At 45.3% G+C, this 3,129-nt stretch carries 4 protein-coding genes; 1 reads left to right on the top strand and 3 read right to left on the bottom strand.

From position 1 onward, the window contains the following. Positions 1-354: 354 nt before the first annotated feature. Positions 355-1,233, top strand: coding sequence for a LysR family transcriptional regulator (locus WBV27_RS07570; RefSeq protein ID WP_424200846.1), 879 nt, complete (start codon positions 355-357; stop codon positions 1,231-1,233). Between the two features lie 126 nt (positions 1,234-1,359). On the opposite strand, the gene WBV27_RS07565 is transcribed toward WBV27_RS07570, so the two are convergent. The 3 genes from WBV27_RS07565 to WBV27_RS07555 all read right to left on the bottom strand — a co-directional run. Beyond that, positions 1,360-2,124 (bottom strand): MurR/RpiR family transcriptional regulator, encoded by a 765-nt coding sequence (locus WBV27_RS07565; protein WP_424200844.1) that lies wholly within the window; start codon positions 2,122-2,124, stop codon positions 1,360-1,362. Between the two features lie 15 nt (positions 2,125-2,139). Continuing rightward, the gene (locus WBV27_RS07560; protein WP_424200842.1) at positions 2,140-2,691 is read right to left on the bottom strand and encodes a DJ-1 family glyoxalase III; all 552 of its coding nucleotides are present in this window, start codon (positions 2,689-2,691) and stop codon (positions 2,140-2,142) included. Continuing rightward, a partial coding sequence (locus tag WBV27_RS07555; RefSeq protein WP_424200840.1) for a DJ-1/PfpI family protein occupies positions 2,684-3,129 on the bottom strand: 446 nt, incomplete at its 5' end. The genes WBV27_RS07555 and WBV27_RS07560, both read right to left, overlap by 8 nt.

The following is a 3,129-nucleotide window of genomic DNA, read 5'->3' as shown; positions in this document are numbered from 1 at the left end:
TCTTAAGCCTGCCTGTTCCGTTTGCGACATACATAAGCTCCCTCCGTTCACTTGATGCATTTTCGGATCCGGATGAACGGCCATCGATTTCTGTCATTCAGCGCGGACCCTTGCTTTGCTCTTACCTGATTCAAAGTATAAGGAACATTTTCAAGGCCGACTACTTGGTGTAAATTGCTGAAAACGATGCCTTCCTATTCCCACAAGCATTGGAACGGACATTTGAATAGTTGCGTCTTTTCCCGAATGTGTGACATTTCCTGACAGGATTCACGACTTTCTTACATACATAACCTTTTTCCATAACTACTGGTTATACTGGGTGGGTAACTAACCTGACACGGAGGAATTACGATGGGCTTATCACATCTACGGACGTTCCATTATTGCGCTACTTTTTTAAGCTTCTCCAAAACCGCTCAGCATTTCGAACTGAGCCAACCGGCAATCACCAAACAAATCAAAAAGTTGGAATCGGATCTGGGGCAGGAACTGTTCATCCGGGCCGGCAGGAAACTGTTCCTGACAGCAGCCGGGGAAGCCTTATTCGAGTATTCCACCCAAATATTCAGCCTTTATGAAGAAGCGGTGGACAAGATGCGGAATCTTTCCGATAAAAAGCGGAAGTTGCGTATTGTAGGGGATCTGAATTACATGAAGATGAACCTGTCGGAATTTTTCGCGAAAGCGTATGAGCGGTTTCCTGACATCGAAATCGAGATTGATACCGCCGAAAACGCCAAACTGATATTTTCAGGCGTACGCGACAAGCAATACGACATCGGCATCCTCAGCGCCAATTACACAACGATCGGCGTGCGCGACCGGCTGCTTCGGGAAGACAACATCTGCTTGGTTGCTTCAACCGCTTTGGCCAGCCGCATGCGACGGGAACCCGTTCTGCAGCCGCCCTTGCTCTTCTACAAGTCAGAATCCTCCTACAGCAGCTTCCTTCAGGAATTTATGCACAGAAACGGCCTGTCCGACCAGAATCGGATGACCTTCAACAGTCTTGAGATGATCCGCCAAGCCTTGTTGAAGGATGCGGGTGTCGCCATCCTGTCGGAAGACGTCATCAAAGACGACATCCTGGCTGGGCGCGTCACCGTTTTATCGACTCCGACTGAATCATTGAAGATCAAGACGAGGGTAATCTACCGGACGGACAACCTGATGCTGCGCAGCATCGAGGAATGCCTGCAATTGATTGTCGCTGAAACGAGCAAAGCCTAGCGATTATGCGGATTGGGCCTGTAGCGTCTGCGTCCGTCTTTTCTCAGTAAATGAACCGATTCACCTAAAAAAGCAGCAATCCTTCTCATTCAAGAAGGATTGCTGCTTTTTCATATTTGTCTATTCCTATTTCAGTTGTGCGTACTCCTGGCCGATCAAGCTGGCCACGTAATCCAACTGATAAGGATGACTGGCATAATCTTGACGAGAAGAGAATGTTAAGGTGTCCGATATGAATTTCGGATATTCCTTCTGCTGTCCGGTAACCATCCATATTTTCGGGATATCCTTACCTTTAAGAATATTCCGTTGGTTGTCATAGTCAAAGTAGGACCCTGTATAGGTGAAAAGGATAATCAAATGTCTTGAATCCGCATTAATAATGTAATTAATCTGCTCTGCGTAGGAAATATTTGTATAAATCTGTTTCCGGAACATCAGCAGATCGCTTTGAAGGATGATTGCGGCTGTTTGAGCTTTCAATAACCCGAAGACGGCCACTTCATCGTATTGCTGGATATCCTTTGTCAGTTGCATCAGTTTGGAAGTCGTAATTGAAGCTTGCACCATATCGATGCTCGTTTTGATATGTTCACCCAAAGTGTGGATGCGGTTATCAATTGAAATATCTTCCGAAAAACCGGTATAGTCAAATTCGGTGGATTGAAGCAAATCCTTCAACTCGACGAAACCATTCAGACCGATTTCTTTACAGAACCGGGAAATTGAACTGGGAGCAACACTGCAGTTCTCGGCCATTTCTTTGATACCTATGTTTTTCATATTATCCAGATGCCCTAAAATATAAGTCGCGATCGTACTATTGATCGAACCTCTTTTTTCTGCAGCAATGGCACTGAGAAATACGATGGGGAGCTTACCGTAAAGCATGATTTCACCTTCCCTTTATTTTCCGCCTGCAAAGTTGTACAACATTTTTTCTTTCATTTGGCTGACATCTTTTCCTAATACCTCAGCAATTTTGTATGCAAAGGGAAACGGGGTAGCCGGACCTTGGCTAGTGATGATATTTTGATCAAAGACGACAACGTCTTCTTTAAAGATACCACCTTTCAGCTTTTCAGCATAGCCTGTATATCCGGTAACTTGTTTTCCGTCAATTACACCCGCATCGGACAAAACGATGGTCCCCGAACACATGGCCGCAACATATTTGTTGTGGGAATCGAAATAGCGAACCATCTCGATAACATCCGGATTCCCCTTCAAATTCGCTCCGCCCGGCCGTCCGCCAGGAAGGACCAAAACATCATATTCTTTGATCGCATCACCGAAAAGGCGATCGGCTTTTACATAGATGTGATGCATACCTTTGATGAATCCATCTTTAAAACCGAAGGTATCGCAAGTAATACCTGCACGTCTCAAAATATCCACTATAGTCAGCGTTTCACTTTCTTCGAAGCCTTCAGCCATTAACACCGCAACTTTACGCATAAACTTTGTCCCCCTTGTGATCAAATGCATTGTAATAGACCATGCGATCTTTTACTGCTGCTGATTCGCCGCCGAGGATATCGACCAAGGCATAACTGAAGGCGTATGCTGTTGCTGGACCCCGGCTCGTAATCAATTTCCCGTCCACCACTACAATATCTTCTTTATAATGTCCGCTTGCAATTTTTTTATCATAGTCTACATATGCGGTGTAGTCTTTGTTCTCCAGTAGATTTGCTCTTTCCAGTACGATCGGCGCTGCGCACATTGCAGCGATGTACTTGTCGGCGCGCTGCATTTCTTTAAGGATAGCGATCACGCGATCATCATCTCTTAAATTGACTGCACCTTCGTATCCTCCAGGAAGAACTACCATTTCGTAATCTTCACTAAGATTGGGGTAAAGCACCTTATCGCACCGAACGGTAATATCATGTC

Origin of the sequence: Trichococcus sp. (assembly GCF_049589555.1) — a bacterium.
Taxonomy (GTDB): Bacteria; Bacillota; Bacilli; order Lactobacillales; family Aerococcaceae; genus Trichococcus.
This window is presented reverse-complemented; position numbering and strand designations above follow the sequence as displayed.